This window comes from Pseudomonas sp. Leaf15 (genome assembly GCF_001421425.1).
Lineage (GTDB): Bacteria > Pseudomonadota > Gammaproteobacteria > Pseudomonadales > Pseudomonadaceae > Aquipseudomonas > Aquipseudomonas salomonii.
Genome location: NZ_LMKI01000034.1, coordinates 316161 through 330694 on the forward strand (window position 1 = coordinate 316161; position 14534 = coordinate 330694).

The following is a 14534-nucleotide window of genomic DNA, read 5'->3' on the forward strand; positions in this document are numbered from 1 at the left end:
AGAATCGACATGGGACTGACACGCCGTGAAGCGCTGTCGAGCATCGCCGCTGTAGGCGGTGAAAAGGCCGTCAAGGATGCACTGGCGGTATTGGGGTTGGGGCCGTCGTCACATCGACGCCCGCAGCCGCTGAAACTCAAGCCTGGTCTGGGGCAGGGCACTCGTGTACTGGTGCTGGGCGCCGGGATTGCCGGGTTGGTGACGGCGCTGGAACTGAGCCGCGCCGGCTTCAGCGTGCAAGTACTGGAGGCCCGCAACCGCGTGGGCGGGCGTACCTGGACCCTGCGTAATGGCGACCGTGTGGACTACAAGGATGGCCGTACGCAAACCGTAGCGTTTGATACAGGCCTGTATTTCAACGCCGGCCCCGCCAGGATTCCGAGCCAGCACCGCACGATTCTCGACTATTGCAGCGAACTGGGTGTGCCGCTGGAAGTGCTGGTCAACAGCAGCCACGGCGCCCAGGTGCGGCCCGATCTGCAACAGTCTGCGTTTACCGTCGGCCAGGCGATCAATGACACGCGCGGGCATCTGTCCGGCTTGCTGGCCAAAGCCGTGCAGCGCGATGCCCTCGATGATGTGTTGAGCAGTGAAGAGCGCACGCGTTTGCTGGCGTTCTTGCAGGTGTATGGCGACCTGTCCCAGGAATTGGCCTATGAAGGCAGCCTGCGCTCCGGCCACCTGGAATCGCCTGCCCACCCCGGCGCGCTGCCCGCCAGCCGCAGCCCGCTGGCGCTGGACCGGCTGCTGCATCCGGAGTTGTGGGGCGCGTTATTGCACACCGAATTCCCGGAATTTTCCGCCACCATGTTCCAACCCGTCGGCGGCATGGACCGCATCACCGATGCCTTCTACCAACGCGTGCGCGACCACGTGCAACTGGGCGCCCAGGTGCGGCAGATCCGCCAGCTTGAAGACGGCGTGGCGGTGACCTACCACGACCAGTTCAGCGGCCGCGAACAAGTGGTGCGCGCCGATTACCTGGTCTCGACCTTGCCGTTGCCGCTGCTGGCCAAACTCGACACCGACTTCAGCGACCCGGTCAAAGCCGCCTTGCTCAGCACCCGCAGTGATCAGGCGACCAAAGTGGCCTGGCAATCGCCGCGCTTCTGGGAAACCGACTACCGCACCTATGGCGGCCTGTCGTGGATCGAACACCCGGCGCGCCTGCTGTGGTACCCCAGCAACGACCTCAACACCCGCGACGGTTTGCTGGTGGCCGGCTACGTGACCGGGGAGGGCGCCGACGTGTTTGGCGCCAAGCCGTTCGACCAGCAGTACGCCACGTCCAAAGAAGCCGTGGAACTGCTGCATCCGGGTTATTCAAAACACCTGCGCCACCCGCTGGCGGTGTCCTGGGAACAGATCCCCTACAGCGAAGGCCCATGGCTGCAACGCGAACACTTCCCGGCCGATGCCAGTGCCTTGCTGGAGCAGGCTCACGGCCGCGTGTACTTCGCCGGCGACGGCCTGGTGCAAAGCGGCGTAGGCATCTGGCAGGAATCGGCGGCCAACTCGGCGCGCCATGTGATTGCGCAACTGGCTGAGCGCGTTACCCAACAACAACAGCGTGCGGCACTCGCCGCCTCCTGAGGAGCATCACCATGAGCGACAGTATTCAACGCACCAGCGTCGGCGATTTTCCCATCTCGCAAACCGTCACCGTACCGGCCTCGGCCAGCCTGATTTTCGTCAGCGGCACCTTGCCCGACCTGCTCGACCCGAACGTGCCTGGGGTTTACGGCAACACCGAAGTGCAGACGGTGTCGGTGTTCAACAAACTGCGCAAGATCCTCCAGCAGCAAGACCTGGACCTGGGCGATATCGTGCAATTGCGCGTGTTTCTGGTGGGTGCCGAAGAGACCGACGGCAAGCTCGATTTTGCCGGGTTGCAACGCGGTTACACGCAGTTCTTCGCCACGCCCGAGCAACCGAACAAGCCCACGCGCACGGCGTTGCAGGTGGTGGCATTGCCGTTGCCGGGGGCGCTGGTGGAAGTGGAGGCGATTGCGGCCAGAACGGCCTGATCCTGTTGAGTGCGCTGTTGTGGTGAACAGGCATGCTGTGGAGAGCAGGCTTGTTGCGGCCAGTGGGCTTGTTGTGGCGAGCAGGCTTGCCCTGCGTTGGGGCGCGCAGCGGCCCTGAAACCAGGCGCTGAGTTCCTTCAGGAGAACTCCAGTGTCTTTACTGGGGCTGCTGCGCAGCCCAACGCAGGGCAAGCCTGCTCGCCACAACAAGCCCACAGCCCACAACCAGCCCACAGCCCACAACAAGCTGCTTGCCACAATCAGCGATAGGCCTGTAAACAGATCATCGGATTGTCAGTAACCTGATGTCACTTTTTCGTCGCATGCAGTCTCTTCCTTGTCTTGAGCGTTTTTATCTCAAGCTCCCCAGGGATCGAACAGTGCCATGCCAACTCTCACGCGCCGCACCCTGCTGAAGGCCGCCGCCAGTTCGACCACTACTTCGGCACCTTGCCCGGTGTGCGCGGTTTCAGCGAGGGCGCAAGGTCTGGGAGCAACAGGGCAAAGGGCGTCGCGTAGCGGGGCGGGTGGAGACGGGGGCGCACAGTATCAGTGACCCGTTGATGGGCAAGCCGGTGTAGCAAACCCTGAGGCGGCGGATAGCGTTGAACCGATCCGCTGCCTTTGGCCGGCTGTTAGTATTTTGAGAAATATCCTACGTTCATAAAGGATTAAACATCCGCGCTTTTCCCTGGCAGTTTTAGACAATCGTTGGGTCCACCACCCACGAGCCCACGCCAATGACGAGCCAGCCTTTACGCATCCTGATCCTTGAGGAACACGCCTTTCAGCGCGCCGTCGTCGTGAGCCAGTTCAAACGGTTGGGGCATACGGTAATCGAGGCGACGCATGCCATTGAAGCCTTGGCCCTCCTGGAAGGTGTGGGTGGGGTGGATGTCGTATTGTGCGACTTGTCCATGTCCGGCATGGATGGTCTGGAGTTTTTGCAACATGCTGCGCAACGAGGGTGGCTGCATAGCGTGATTGTCAGCGGCCATCAGCCGCCTGGAATCAGCCAAGCCTTGCAACAGTTCACCCGCTTGCTCGGCGTGCGTTTGCTGGGCCATGTCGAAAAGCTGGCGCCCCTCAATCAGCTCGAAGCGGTCGTGCATCGTCATCAGTCTGCTGGGGCGATCGTGCCTGCGGTTTCACCTGCGCTGCCATTGTTTACTCAAACGCAAGTGTGTGACGCATTAGCTGCCGGCCAGTTGCACGCGTACTACCAACCCAAATTCAGCTTGTGGACCAACGAGATGACCGGTGTGGAAGTGTTGAGCCGCTGGCAGCACCCGCTCTATGGTCTGTTACCGGCAATGGCCTTCATGCCGGTGCTGGAGCGTTGCGGGCGGCTCGACGAATTGTTGTTTGCGCAGATGCACCAGGCCTTGACCCTGCAACAACACGTCAGGGCAAGCGGCATGGCCTTGAACCTGGCGTTCAACCTGCACGCTCAGCAACTGGCTCAGGGCGGCTTGAGCTTGCAGATCAAAGACATCATGGCGCCGTTCAAGGCTCCGCGCTCCAGCGTGACTTTCGAGCTGACCGAAAGCGGCATGCTGGAAGCCTCGGCGAGCAGCCTGGCATGCCTGATGCGTTTGCGCATGCTCGGTTGCAACCTGTCCCTGGATGACTTCGGCGCCGGGTTTTCATCCTTGCAGCGCCTGTGTCAGCTGCCGTTCAACGAGATCAAGCTGGATGCCGAGTTTGTGCGCGGCATGACCGCCGACCCACGTTGCCGCGCGGTGATCCACAGCACCCTGGCGCTGGGCGACCGCCTGGGCATGGCCGTAGTGGTGGAAGGCATCGAAACCCAGGAGCAGCAGCGGCAATTGCTGGCGATGGGCTGCAGGGTGGGCCAGGGTTATGTGTATGCGCAGGCGATGAGTGGCGAGCAGTTGTTGTGGCGGTTGCAGAACGTGGCTTGATGGGGGTTGAGCGAATGCAGGTGGCAGGGCGCTTACCACCATTTCCAGCGGCCCTGTTTTTTCAGGTTGGCGATGATGTTTTCGCGCTTGTGGCGGATTTCTAGCATCTTGTGGCGCAGTTCGCGGCAGCGGTTGCTGTTGAGGATCAGCAGGCCGGTCAGGGGGCCGAGAAGGGTCATGGAGTAGAGGTGGACGTTGGGGCGGTACGCGATCGCGGGAAGTGATACCAGCAGACATATGAGGTATATCGCGACGTTTAGCCAGACCCAGTGTATGCGGCCGTACAGCACTTGGTATTTGGCAATGGCATATACAGCGCCAAGCCCGGTCGCGCTGAAAAAAAATGTCTTGGCCGCAAAGCTTATGGGGTACGACGAAAGGTAAGTGAGCATTGTCAGGGTAGCCGTCAATGCTATCGAGGCGCATGCGACGAGAAGGTCGGCACTGATTACCAGCGTGTACCGTTTGATGATTTTCCAAGGGTTTTCAATAAAAGCACTGGAGTAATACGGGTTTTTCACTTCGCCCTTTTCGCTCACGGGTTGACCTCCTCGTAGACGCCGACTGCCAACGTCTTGAGATTTCCGCTGGTTGCACTGCTGGTAAAGCTGAGCGATGCAGCCAATACATCCATGATGTGGGTAGCGGTTGCATGCTGCATTTACTTACGCAGATCAATACTGCTTTCAATCCGCTGACGCGTGGTGCGGTGGGCCGAAGGGAATCCATCTTTGAGCAGGGAAGCCGTCATCCTTAACTCCTGTTTTTGCCGGAGTCGAGAGCGTAAAGATGAAGAGGTGCCGCTGAATGTCGGAAGGTTCGCCATTTAACGTCGGGTGCGTCTCTAACGGCTTTCTGCGTCTTGCGTGTACCGCTGCGGCTGAGGAAAAGTGCGCCCCACGTCACTACCGACGTATACCAAGGCAGGGAGCAAACATGGCAGTCGATATGTTTTTGAAGCTGGGTGATATCAAGGGCGAATCAAGGGACCAGGCCCATCGCGACGAGATAGACATTACCCAGTGGGCGTGGGGCATGTCGCAGTCGGGTTCGATGCACAGCGGTACGGGCGGCGGTGCGGGCAAGGTCAATATTGCCAACCTGAACCTGACCAAACCACTGGACAAATCCAGCCCCAACCTGATGATGGCCTGCGCCAGCGGCAAGCATTACCCCGAGGCCAGGTTGGTGGTACGCAAGGCCGGCGGTGCCAGCCCGGTGGAGTATCTGGTGATGACCCTGAAGGAAGTCATGGTGGTGTCCTACAGCACGAATGCTGAACACACCACCGACGTCGTACATGATAGCTTTGCCCTCAATTTTGCCACCGTCGACGTCAGCTACCAGCCGCAGAAGGCCGACGGCGCCAAGGACGGCGGGCCGGTGAAGTTTGGCTGGAACATTCGGCAGAACATCAAAGCCTGAGCCCCAGCCAGCCTCTTATTCTTCCAACTGCAATGCCTGCTGTTTGAGCTTGCGTTTTTGTTCAAACGGCAACTTCTCATCATCCCCATACGGCGCGCTGTACCAGTTGCCGTAACTCGGGTTCGGCAGCAGGAACCAGCGCTGCCCCAGCCAGCTCACATAGGGTTCCACCGCCTTGCGTTGGGCGGTGAGGGTATTGTGTTCGGCCTGCACGAAATCACCCAGCGAGTCCCCGGCCATCAGCAATACGCGGGCATGGCTGGCGACCCACTGGCGGCGACATGTCTTGCCGTAGCCGGCGCTTTCGCAATGGCCGATGGGCGTGCTGGCGGCCAGAACCTGTGCGTCGCTGGCCACCGGAAACCCGCGCAGGCGCAGGTTGGCGACAGTGGCCGCGACCTGGCTGTGTTCGCGGTTGGTGAGGTAGTAAACCTTGATGCCTTTTTGCTCGGCGGCGTGCAGGAAAGCCACTGCGCCCGGCAATGCCTGGGCCTTGGCCTGGTCGACCCAGGTGTTCCAGCGATCATAGGAATAGACTTGATTGTTGATGACGTCGCGAGCGTTCAGCGGCACGTTGTCCAGCAGGGTTTCGTCGATATCCACCACCACCGCTGGAGGTAAACCGTTCAGATTGCGGGGTGGAAAGGGCAGGGCATCCCAGGTCGGGTCGGCCAGGGCCACGTCGAGTTGGCGGGTGGCGTTGGCGAACAGCTGGCGGTAGATCAACTCGTGTTCGATGGAGGTCTGGGTCCAGAGCACGGCGTCGAGTTGGTCGTTGGCCGGCGGGGTCTGCTGGCAGCCGGTCAGGGCGGTGGTGAGCAGGCAGACGCTGGCGAAAATCAGGTGGCGCATGGGATGTCTCGGCGGTGGAAGCGTGTGGGCAGCACCTTAGCCTAATCAGGCTATACATCAATCCCGAATGTGGGAGCTGGCTTGTCGAATCGTCGCACCGCTGCGATGGCATCAACTCGGTGTACCTGATGCACCGAGGTGTCTGCATCGCAGGCAAGCCAGCTCCCACAGAAAAGCAGACTAGCCGCCACCCCCTCAAGGCCCACATACCAACGCCTGCCGCTCATAGTTCAGCGCCTTGTTCTGCGGCGGTAGCGCATAGCTTGCACTGCAACGCTGCTCGCCCCACTTGATGATCAGCGTGCCCTGATCCTGCTCCACCAGCGCCAGCGCATTCCCGTTCGGGTCTGCAATCGCCAGTTGCTTACCTGCCGAGTCTTCCAGCGAAGCCCCGAACGACAACGGTTTGTGCTGCGCATCAAACAGCTCGAACAACACCCGTCGCCCGGTGGTGCCGCTGTAACGCGCCACCACGATAGCGCCACGGCGCGGCACCAGTTGCTGGGTGGCGTTGGTGATTTCCACATCGCCGCCCAGGTCGCGGGTGTCCAGGCTAATCCAGTTCACCCGGTAAGGCTGCGCCGTGGGTATCACCGCATAGCCGTTGTAGCCGGTCTCGACGCCGCTGTAGCTGCCGATTTTAGCCCCCGAGATACCCGGCACTTCGGCCAGGGCGAAGGTTTCGCTGACGGTCTGCCCCAGGTTGATGCCGCCTGCGTGGGCAACCACCGAACCTGCGAGGTTAAGGTTCTGCGAGTTGTAGCCCTGTCCCTGGCTGTAGCCCAGGCTCACGTCCGCCATGGAGGTGCGGCTGTTGATATTCACCGAGCCGGAGTCGCCACTCGCATCACTATGGCCCGCCTGCACCGAATAGAAGGTGTCGCTGGTATCGGCGACGTAACCGTTGATACCGGCTTGTGTGGTGGTGTCGCCGCGCTGATGGCTGGTGGTGACAAAGGCTCGCGGCGCACGGGCCTGGCTGCCCAGCGGGAACGAGACGGACAGGTTCACCTGGGTGTCGCTGCTGGGCTCGCCATAGGTGACGATTTGCTGGGTGCGCGTCACGCCAAGGTTGTAGCTCAGGTCGCCCCAGTTACCGGTGTAACCCGCCGACAAACTGCGCGAGCCGCCACGGTTCCAGTAGCGCTGGTCGCTGGCGTTGACGTACAGGCTGCCGAACTGGCTGTTACGCCCCAGGCTCTGGTTGATGGTCAGGTCGGTACGGGTTTTCGAGTGGCCGGTGCGCACGCGCACGTCTTCACTGTTGTCTTCCACGTGGTCGGTGAGGGTGCGGTAGCCCTCGGTGGAATAACGGTAGGCGGCCAAAGTGAAGTTGGTGTCAGTGCCGGCAAAGGTCTTCGCGTACAACGCCCGCACGCTGCTGCCCTGGTGGGTTTGCCCGCGGGCCTTGCTGGACGAGTGTGTGGTGTCCAGGGAAAAGGCGCCGAACGCGGTGTTCCTGCCGGCGCCGATCGACAGCGCACTGTAGTCCTCGCTGGCTTGCATACCGACGATGCCGCTGAGGTTGCTGGTCAAGCCATACGCCAGCGTGCCGCTGAGAAAGCGCGGGCTGCCCAGGCCGTCGGCATTGCTTTTGAACGTGCCCGCCGAGAGGCTGTACTTGACCTGACCTTCACGCACCATGATCGGCAAACTGGAGAATGCCTGCATCGTCACTCGCCGGCTGCCGTCGGCTTCGATCACGGTGATTTGCAAGTCGCCGTTGGAGCCGCTGGGGTAGATGTCGTTGATCTCGAACGGGCCGGGCGCGACGTTGGCGGTGTAGAGGATGTAGTCGTTCTGGCGGATCTCTACGGTCGCGTTGGTCTGCGCCACGCCACGGATCACCGGCGCGTAGCCGCGCTCGCTGTCGGCGCGCATGCCGTCGTCGGAGGCCAGTTTGAGGCCGCGATAGCGCACGCTGTCGAACAGGTCGGTGTCGGAGAAAATCTCACCGGCGCTGAATTGGCCCTTGATCGCCGTCATGTCGTGCTGCACGTAAGTGCGGTTACTGGTGAAGGTGTTCGAGCGGTCGGTGCCGCTGCTCATGTTCGATTCGTTGCGCAGGCGCCAGGCGCCCAGGTTGATGCCGTTGCGCAGCCCGAGGTTATTAGCGATGCGGGTTTTATAGTCGCCGGCGGTGCGGCTGCTGTTGAGCTGGTAGTTGATGAACGCGGCCGGCACGCCGTCGTCCCACAACTGCGGGTCGACATACCCGCGCAGGCCGCGCTGCATGGCCACTTGCGGAATGCTCGCCAGCAGGCGCAGGCGGCTGCTGTCGTAACGCACGCTGGCGTCTTCGATCATGTCCGCGAGGGCATAACACTCTTGCGGCTGTTGCGGGTCGAGTTTGCCTTCGGCCTGCAAACGACTTATGTCGACGCCCAGTTGCTTGAGCAGGTCGAGGGTCAGGCAGGCTTCGACCCGGCCGTTTTTCGGGTTGCGCTTGAAGTCGATATCACGTCGGCCCACCAGAACTTCGTTGCTGTACAGGTCGACCCGGTAATTGCCCGGCAGCACGCTGTTGGCCGAGAGCAGTTGCTGCAAATCGACCGGCGACTGCGAGCCCTGCAGGAACGTGGTGTTGAAGCTTTGCGCTGCGTCATCGGCCACCGCCCAGGCCGGCAGGCTGGCAGCCATCGCGAGCGACAGCGTCTTCAACTTCAGTACGCCACGTGCGGGCCTGTTGCTGGAAAGAAAAGACATGCGAGGACCTATGACATCCCTGATTGACGGACAGCCGGGCACGCAAACACGCACGCGAAGTGAGCCTGTAGGTAGGCGAAAGTGCTTAGGGTTTCAGGCGCGATTCAGTCGCGTGCGCAGGTAGCGCAGCGCCGCTGGACAGGGGCGCGCTGTAGTGGTTTTGCGCGCCATAGTCATTGATGCTGGAAAACGACAGCTGCACCGGGCCGTTGGTAATTGCCGCGCTCAGCGGGAACTGTTTTTGCTCGCCAGGCGCGATCATGGTGGAATCGCTGGCCAGCACCGACTGCACTTTTATGTCGGCCATGGACACGTGGTACAGCGTCGGGTTTTTCACCTGCAACAGGTTCTGGCCGCCGTGTTTGGCCAGTGTCCACTCAAGTTGCGCAGGCGCTTGCAGCGCGCTGCCGGTAAGGCCGGCAGGGCGGTAAAAAATCTTGATGCGCTGGCGGATAGCTAACTGCAAGGTGTTCTCGGCGGCGCTGGCCTTGGGAATTTCCTGCACGTTAAGCCACACCACCGACTCTCGGTCCGTGGGCATGCCTTTGCCTTCGTACAGAATGCGCAGCAATTGCTGTTCCTTGGCGAATACCCGCGCCAGCGGCGGTGTGACGGCAAACGGCGCGCGGCTGGCGCTGGCGTCGTTCATGTCGACCCAGGATTGAATCAACACATCCTGGTTGCCGTTGCGCACGGTGATATTGGCTTCCTTGTGGTCGCCATCAAACACGATGCGGGTGGCATTCAATGAAATGCTGGCGGCGGCCTGGGCAGCCATAAGCAAGCCCAGCAGCCCCAAGCATGCGGCGATAGAACGAGGCGGCATGAGGGTTATCCGGTGTAATCAAAAGACAATGGCGAGGCCGCAGGGCCTCGCGCGTTCGGTGCCGGGGGCGCCGAGTTATTCGTATTGCAGGATGAACGGCAGGGTGGCATCACCGCGACCTGCGGTGGACGAACCGGCGGCTGCGGTGGTGACGTAGGCGGCCGCGAAGCTCAGGGTGGCGTCGCCGCCAGTAGTGCCGGCGCCGTGCATGGTGCTTTCGATGCGCGCGGTGCTGGAGGAGCTGAGGTCGATCAGGCTGCCTTTGCTGTCGAGCAGGGCGATACCGACGTTCTGTGCAGTGGCCGAACCCGGGTTCAGGGCCAGGACTTTTTTGCCGGTGACCAGGCCCGAACCGCCGTTGTTGGCGTCAAAGATCATCGCGACTTTGGTGCCCTGATTGCAGTTGACGTTCAGGTTGAAGTCTTTGGCGGTGACACGGCCTGCGGTTGGGTTTTCGGCAGTGCCCATGTCCTTGATCGACACATTGCCCATGTCCACCGAAATGGTGCGGTCGGAGTTGGCGCCGTCGACGGAGCAGGCATCGTTGTTGATCACGCCGGTGAAGGTGATTTTACCGCTGCCGCCCAGGGTCGGCGTCGGTGCCGGGTCGACGGCAAACGCACTGCCGGAAGCGGCGATAATGGCCGAGGCGATAACAGCCAGGGAAAACTTCTTCATGATGATGTCCGTTAGTGTTAGTTGGAAAAATGCTGTTGTTGAACTGCGAGAGGAGAATAGGCGGCGAGGGCGGGCAAGCGAATAAGACGATTCTTATAAGTCAGGAAGCAGTCGGTTTAGAGCGGCGGTAAGGCGCGTAAGGCACTGAAAATAAAGGACGAAGCCATTTTTTAAATGGCTTGCTAGTTGTGGGTTAGTTGAAGATATTACGCGCCAGGCAATAAGCGAGCAGGTCCTGGTCGCTGCTCACTTCAAGTTTGCGCATGGCCGATATTTTTTGCGCGCTGATGGTCTTTGAACTGCGGTTCTGACGACGAGCTATATCACTGACGCTCATGCCGGAAATAAATAAACGCAGGATCTCGAACTCTTTGGGCGACAAACTGGTAAAGCGCTCGTCAATAGCCGTAAGGGTCTCGACCACCGAGGTTTTTGGCGGTTCCAGGCTGCGATAGGCGCTTTGCTGGGCGATCGCCTTGAGCGCCAGTTGAATCTCGGTGTGCAACTGGCTTTTCTGGATGATGCCGACCACGCCCAGCTCTTGCAGGCGGGTGAGGATCAGGTGATTGGAAATCATCGTCAGGATCAGGATCTGCACCTGCGGAAAATGCCGCTTCAGGTACTCCACCAATTTGAGCCCGTCGCCGTAGGGTGAGTCGCCCGGCATGTTGTAGTCGGTGATCACGATGTCGGCACCCTGGTGCTGCAACAGCGCGATCAGGCCGGCCGAACACACGGCCTCGCCGACCACCTGGAAGCGTGTGTCGCGCTCCACCAACTCGCGAACACCCAGCAATACGATCGGGTGATCGTCCGCGATTACCACGTTGAATTTTTTCATAGAGGGCCGTCCGTAGTGCCAGTTCAAGTGAGTGAAGAGTGCCCGGGCTGGAGAGTCTCCAGAACGGCCGACAGACGCTGCATCACAGCCTTCACCTTGAGCTCAAGCGTTGTGTCGAGGCTGCCGCGGTTAAGTGCGCTTTCCAGTTCGATGCATGCCTGGGCCAGGCTGAGCGCCTGGACTGCGCCCAGGGCGCCGGCGACCGAATGCAGCAACTGGCCCAGGCAGTGGGCATCACGTTGCACCAGCGCGGCATCGATACGCTGCAAGTCCTGCTGCACGCTGCTGATGAACAGCGGGCGCATTTTGTCCGACAGTCGCACGCTGTCGTCGCAAGGCGCAGTGGCAGGCTCCGGCGCCGGCTTGACCTTGCACAGCTTGATCAGCTGGCCACGCAGGGTTTGCAGGCTTAACGGCTTGACGATCCAGGCCTTCATGCCCACCGCCAGGCAGCGCACGCCTTCCTCGCGCATGGCATTGGCGGTCACGCCGATAATCGGCAGGTGCGGGTCATGCTCGCGCAGCGTCCTGGCCAGTTCATAGCCATTCATTAGCGGCATGTTCACGTCGGTGAGCACCAGGTCAAAGGCCTGTGGTTGCCACAGTTGCAGCGCCTGCTCGCCGTTGGCGGCCAGGCTCACCGAACAGCCGAGGGCTTCGAGCTGTTCCTTGATGATCGCCTGGTTGACCGGGTTGTCCTCGGCCACCAGGATGCGTAACCCCAGCTGCCCGGCGAGTTGTGGCCGGGCCGCTGCGGGTTGCTCATGTTTGCCGTGCTGCGCCAGGGACACGGTGCTGGCGATGCTGCGCACATCGTGCAGGTCGACCACCCAGCCTTGCGCCGTGTGCAGCGGCGGGCTGTGTGCGCCCGGCAGGCACAGCACGCGCTGGCCGGCCCACGGTTTGGCGGGCTCGCCGGGCAGCAGGTCCACCAGCACCGCATGGCGGCTGTCTGGTTCCTGAGTGGTCGCTGCCAGCGCCGCCTCGATGCCCAGGCGATTGAGCCAGTCACTCATCGACTGCGCCAGTTCGCGCACCGGCGCCTGCACATACACCGGCGTCGGGCTGGGCTCGATCAACGGCAAATTGGTCAGCGCGCCGCAGCACAGCGGCAGGCGCATTTTCAGGGTGAAGCTGCTGCCCAGCCCCGGCTCGCTGACCACGCGGATTTCGCCGTCCATCATCTGCGCCAGCCAGCGGCAAATCGGCAACCCCAGCCCGGCGCCGCCTTCGCTGGCGGTGTCCGGCGCCTGGTAGAACAGGTCGAACAGCTTGGCTTGCTGTGCTTCGGGAATGCCGACGCCGGAGTCGGTCACTTGCCATTCCAGGTCGACATGCTCGGCCTCCAGCGCCATGACCCGGGCACGGATTACCACGCGCCCGATGTCGGTGAACTTGATCGCGTTGCTCACCAGGTTATTGAGGATCTGGCGAATGCGCATCGGGTCGCCCATCAGGCAGTCCGGTAAGCGCGGATCGATGCAGCTGTAGAGCTGCAAACCCTTGCGCTGGGCGAAAGCGGCGTAGGTGTGCAGGGTGTCTTCGAGCATGTCCAGCGGGCAGAAGTCCACGGCTTCTATCGCCATTTGCCCGGACTCGATCTTCGACACATCCAGCACATCGCTGATCAGCTGGAACAGCGTGGCGGACGAGCGCTGGATGGTGTGCAGGTAGGTTTTCTGAGGCGCGTCCAGGTCGGTCAGGCCGAGCAGTTCCAGGGTGCCGAGCACGCCATACAGCGGCGTGCGGATCTCGTGGCTCATGGTCGCCAGGAACAACGTCTTGGCCTCGTTGGCGGTATCGGCGGCGTGACGTGCCTCTTCCAGCGCCTGGGCGTCTTCGATGTGCCGGGTAATGTCGTTGAAGGCATACAGGCGCACGTTTTCGGCCTGATAGCGGGTCGATACAAAACCGATTTGCAGGTGCCGGCCTTCGATCTCCAAGTGGCTTTCGCCGCTCTCGGCGCTGTCATGTTGACCGGCCATGGCCGCCACCAGGCGTGCGGTGCCCGGCCATTGCTGGGCGCGCTGGTTTTCGATCAGGACCTTGCCGTCGCTGCGGCGCACCACGCACAAACCGGTGGGCGCGGTGTCGATGATCACGCGGCTGAACGCCACGCTTTCGGCTATGCGCTCGTGGGCCAGGCGCGCCGGGGTGATCACTTGGCGCCGATACCAGCGGCTGCCGGCCCAGCCCAGGGTTATCAGGCTGACCAGCAGCAGCGCCAGGGTGCTCAGCGGCCACAAAGCCGAGTGGAAGAAGTGCGAGTAGTTCAGGCCATAGACCGCGCTCCAGGGTTGGTCGCCGGCCTGGGTAATCTTGAATTCAAAGCCATTGGCCGTGAAGTGCACGCCATCGCTGAGCGACGCCTCGGTGGCTGGCCCGACCAAACGGCTGCCGTCGGGCGCAAACAGGGTGAAGCGATCAAAGGCCGAGTGATCCAGCGCGCGCTGCACATCGTCCACCTGCGACAGGTCGAGCAAGGTGCCGATCACCGACGGGCCTTGGCCGTCGAGTGACAGGCCGATGTAGGCCAGCAAATGTTCGGGCTCCGGCCCTGCTTTCCAGTACACCCAATCCTGCTCCAGCGGCTGCGGCGTCTGCGCGAGGGTTTGCTGCACAGCGTTGACCAGCGCCACCTGGTTGCCGGTCTCTTCAGTGTTTTCGCGACGCTGATAGCCCACGGAGGGAATGGTGATGGTGTAGTTCGTCTGACGATTGAACAGATACGTTTGCGGTGCCTCGTACGGTGACGAGGACCAGAAGGCGCTGTAGTAGCTGGTCAGGTGCGCGCCCAGGGCAAAAATCGGTGGCCGGGCAGCAACGCCGACCTGCTGCTCATCGAACTTGACGTCAAACGGTACCGAAAACGAGTACTTCTGACCTTCGTATAACGTGCGGCGGTTCTCGACCATGCGGCTCTTGAGGCTGACCTGCACGTGGGTGGCCCGCAGCAATTCGGCCTGGATGCCTGGGTGTGTCAGGCTCTTGAGATAGGTTTGCTGCTCGCTGAGGTTTTCCATCAGCCGCGCAAAATGAAAGCGCGTGGCGCCATAACGGGTTTCGATCCCGCGTTGCAGTGACCAGTAGTTGGTGAGGAGCAAAAGCAACGCGATTCCGATCAGCACCATCAGGCCTTTGTTCAGGCGTACGGAACTGCGGGTAAAGGCTTCGAGTATCGCGTTGTTGTGCTTCATCAGGGGTTTCCGCAGGCGCAGGACAAATCGGCACTGGATGCAGCTTGCTCCGTGTAA

General features: G+C 61.4%; 11 protein-coding genes and 1 pseudogene. 5 read left to right on the top strand and 7 right to left on the bottom strand.

The features are described 5' to 3' along the window. Nucleotides 1-9 precede the first annotated feature (9 nt). From ASE80_RS25120 to ASE80_RS25130, 4 genes and pseudogenes are all read left to right on the top strand, one after another. A complete protein-coding gene (locus ASE80_RS25120) occupies nt 10-1593 on the top strand; it encodes a flavin monoamine oxidase family protein (protein ID WP_056861291.1) in 1584 nt (527 codons plus the stop codon). Nucleotides 1594-1604: 11 nt separating this feature from the next. Then, nucleotides 1605-2027: a RidA family protein gene (locus tag ASE80_RS25125; protein ID WP_056861292.1), complete on the top strand. Its 423-nt coding sequence runs from the start codon at nt 1605-1607 to the stop codon at nt 2025-2027. Nucleotides 2028-2767: 740 nt separating this feature from the next. Then, nucleotides 2768-2971 (top strand): annotated as a pseudogene (locus ASE80_RS31570) (response regulator); the annotation flags it as partial. 78 nt (nt 2972-3049) lie between these two features. Continuing rightward, on the top strand, nt 3050-3952 hold the full coding sequence (locus tag ASE80_RS25130; protein ID WP_236708869.1) for an EAL domain-containing protein: 903 nt from the start codon (nt 3050-3052) through the stop codon (nt 3950-3952). A 32-nt stretch (nt 3953-3984) separates the two neighbouring features. Here the strand turns inward: ASE80_RS25130 and ASE80_RS25135 are convergent, their stop codons facing one another. Next, nucleotides 3985-4491 (bottom strand): hypothetical protein, encoded by a 507-nt coding sequence (locus ASE80_RS25135; RefSeq protein WP_056861294.1) that lies wholly within the window; start codon nt 4489-4491, stop codon nt 3985-3987. Nucleotides 4492-4888: 397 nt separating this feature from the next. On the opposite strand from ASE80_RS25135, the gene ASE80_RS25140 reads away from it, so the two are divergent. Beyond that, nucleotides 4889-5377, top strand: coding sequence for an Hcp family type VI secretion system effector (locus ASE80_RS25140; RefSeq protein WP_056861295.1), 489 nt, complete (start codon nt 4889-4891; stop codon nt 5375-5377). A 15-nt stretch (nt 5378-5392) separates the two neighbouring features. Here the strand turns inward: ASE80_RS25140 and ASE80_RS25145 are convergent, their stop codons facing one another. From ASE80_RS25145 to ASE80_RS25170, 6 genes are all read right to left on the bottom strand, one after another. Continuing rightward, nucleotides 5393-6229 carry a 5'-nucleotidase, lipoprotein e(P4) family gene (locus tag ASE80_RS25145; protein WP_056861296.1) on the bottom strand — a complete coding sequence of 279 codons (837 nt, stop codon included), beginning with the start codon at nt 6227-6229 and terminating at the stop codon, nt 5393-5395. A gap of 195 nt (nt 6230-6424) precedes the next feature. Next, complete coding sequence (locus ASE80_RS25150; protein ID WP_056861297.1) at nt 6425-8935, bottom strand: fimbria/pilus outer membrane usher protein; 2511 nt, start codon at nt 8933-8935, stop codon at nt 6425-6427. Between the two features lie 85 nt (nt 8936-9020). Continuing rightward, complete coding sequence (locus tag ASE80_RS25155) at nt 9021-9761, bottom strand: fimbrial biogenesis chaperone (protein WP_056861298.1); 741 nt, start codon at nt 9759-9761, stop codon at nt 9021-9023. A 75-nt stretch (nt 9762-9836) separates the two neighbouring features. Continuing rightward, nucleotides 9837-10439, bottom strand: a complete 603-nt coding sequence (locus tag ASE80_RS25160) for a fimbrial protein (protein WP_017139590.1) — start codon at nt 10437-10439, stop codon at nt 9837-9839. 193 nt (nt 10440-10632) lie between these two features. Then, nucleotides 10633-11280: a response regulator gene (locus tag ASE80_RS25165; RefSeq protein WP_056861299.1), complete on the bottom strand. Its 648-nt coding sequence runs from the start codon at nt 11278-11280 to the stop codon at nt 10633-10635. A 23-nt stretch (nt 11281-11303) separates the two neighbouring features. Continuing rightward, nucleotides 11304-14477: a response regulator gene (locus ASE80_RS25170; RefSeq protein WP_056861300.1), complete on the bottom strand. Its 3174-nt coding sequence runs from the start codon at nt 14475-14477 to the stop codon at nt 11304-11306. Nucleotides 14478-14534 lie beyond the last annotated feature (57 nt).